Origin of the sequence: Geobacillus sp. LYN3 (assembly GCF_003064505.1) — a bacterium.
In the GTDB taxonomy this organism is placed as follows: domain Bacteria; phylum Bacillota; class Bacilli; order Bacillales; family Anoxybacillaceae; genus Parageobacillus_B; species Parageobacillus_B toebii.
This window is the reverse complement of the sequence record NZ_QCWL01000001.1, coordinates 2,466,453-2,468,180: the sequence shown is the minus strand read 5'-3', so window position 1 is coordinate 2,468,180 and position 1,728 is coordinate 2,466,453. Positions and strand designations below refer to the sequence as shown.

General features: G+C 53.8%; 1 protein-coding gene. It reads right to left on the bottom strand.

Annotated elements, in window-relative coordinates:
- Positions 1-1,628, bottom strand: a 1,628-nt coding sequence (locus DCC82_RS12945) for an IS1634 family transposase (protein WP_108430430.1), incomplete at its 3' end; no start/stop codon positions are given.
- Positions 1,629-1,728: the final 100 nt, after the last annotated feature.

Here is a 1,728-nt window from a genome sequence, read left to right as displayed (position 1 = left end):
CCCTGCAGAATCCTTCGCTGATCAGGGGTAAGGGAGCGATCCAGTGAGCGTTGGATGCGCCCATCCGGCAGCTTGAACAGGACGACGTTCACATATTGAAACAGCTGAAAAATCGCCTGTCCCGTCGGCCGGGTCAGCTTGCGGCCTCCAGGACCCTTCAACGGGTGTTCTGGAGTAATAAACTGACGCACTCGGCGCTGAAAAACGCGGTAAATAGCCAAGGCCAACAGAAACAGATAGCCTAATACTGCGACCCGTTCTGGTTTTTTGACGTAAATCTCATCCGTGAAAAACGGATCTTTCAAAAAAGCGAAGTTCATTTCCACCGAGATCTGCCCTTTATATAGCTTCAAGATCTCTTGGGCATCCATGGGTTGGCCCTTCCATTCCTTCGGAACGGTCGTGACAAGGACAAACCGGGACGCTTTCCGTCTCGCCTGTTCCCACGCGTCTTGGTCGAATTCGACGTCAAGGTGCAAGAAATACAGCGTCTCCACCTCGGGTTTCGCCCCTTTTTTCGGCCGTCCGCGCCGTTTTTTCAGGCGTACGATCTCTTCGACCGCGGCCTTGACCCGATGAAACCGGGGGCGAAGGGACGCCTTGAGGGACGCCAAGGCTTGTTCGGCATCTTCCCGGCAGGAGAAGGGGTGACGCTCCCAACGGGCTTGTTCCTCGCGAAGAAGCTCCGCTTCTTTGGTTCGTTCTTTTTCAAGCGTCTTTCCTTTTCGCTGGTCGAGCGCACTCGATTCGACGACGATCAGCCGAACGGGGTGGCCTTCATAGGTGGAGGATGTTTCCCATACCCGGTACGTGGCGCCGTTTCTCTCCGCCAGGGTAAAGGGTTCGCTCCACGGGATGTGAGGCGAATCGGCCTCCGCTAATGCCCGTTTCACGATCCGAAGCGACGAAGGGCCTCGGGTGATCAAAAAGGCGTTGGCCGCTTTGGTTTGCGCCAGAGTGTCTTTTGTCATCGCGGCGGAATCGGCCACGTAAATCCATTCGTCTTCCATCTTGGCTTGTTTGAGCTGTTCGTGGACACGGGACAGCACCTCCGGATTCCACGTTTTGTCAGGCAGGTTGCCGTCGTGCACATCGCCGTAAAACGGGATGCCGTCCTCGTTGCCGACCAGTCCGAAGCCGATCTGTTTTTGCCAACGATGATGGCGGTTATAGCCATGTGTGATCTGCAAAGCCTCTAATGAGGCCGATTCATACGCGCCGTAAACCGTCTTGTCCGTCGTATCGGCGTGAAAGGCTCGGAGGGAAAGGCCTTCTTTGCGATAAATGTGAATCAAGCAAGTGCTGATCACCTTGTGAATGTCGGCCTCATACAAGCGGTCGAGATGACGAGCCAAGGCATCGTCGTTCAACCAGGAAGGATGGAGACCGGGACGGATGAGTTTCTCTAGATCGATCTCCTGAGCCCATCGTTCCACGTGAACGAGGGCTTGCCGGCCGTCAAACAGATTGTAGATGATGGCCTGAACGGCATCGCTGACTCGAGTCTGGCACTGTGGATCAACGGGAACGAGATGGTCAATCAATTGGGGCAGGCCCAGTTTCTTGAATAGGGCACTTATTATATTCAAATAATCATTACGATAGACCTTTTTGACTTGAACGTTCATGAGAGAAAAACTCCTTCACTTTCCTTGTGTGTCAAGGATTCATTCGACATCGGAACGAAAAAATCCTCCCGATTTTCGTTGGGAGGGTGCGAAATGTGAG